The 205-nt window shown below is 46.8% G+C and carries 1 rRNA gene; it reads left to right on the forward strand.

The annotated features are described in order from the left end of the window. A 23S ribosomal RNA gene (locus tag MRBLMS1_RS26925) occupies nucleotides 1–84 on the forward strand; the annotation flags it as partial. Between the last annotated feature and the right edge of the window lie 121 nt (nucleotides 85–205).

Below are 205 nucleotides of genomic sequence, written 5' to 3' on the forward strand. Positions count from 1 at the left end.
AGACCAGGACGTTGATAGGCTGGGTGTGGAAGTGCAGTAATGCATTAAGCTAACCAGTACTAATTGCCCGTACGGCTTGTCCCTATAACCTTAGCAGGTACAGAGGATAAGACGGTACAACGTTGTGCGTTTGTTGATACTACCAGTCATTACCCCAATCTTTGCTTCTTCCAGATTCAGGCTTTGTCGTCCCACAGGAGACAAA

The sequence above is a fragment of the Massilia sp. LMS1-1-1.1 genome (assembly GCF_040815535.1).
GTDB classification, from domain to species: domain Bacteria; phylum Pseudomonadota; class Gammaproteobacteria; order Burkholderiales; family Burkholderiaceae_D; genus Janthinobacterium; species Janthinobacterium aestuarii.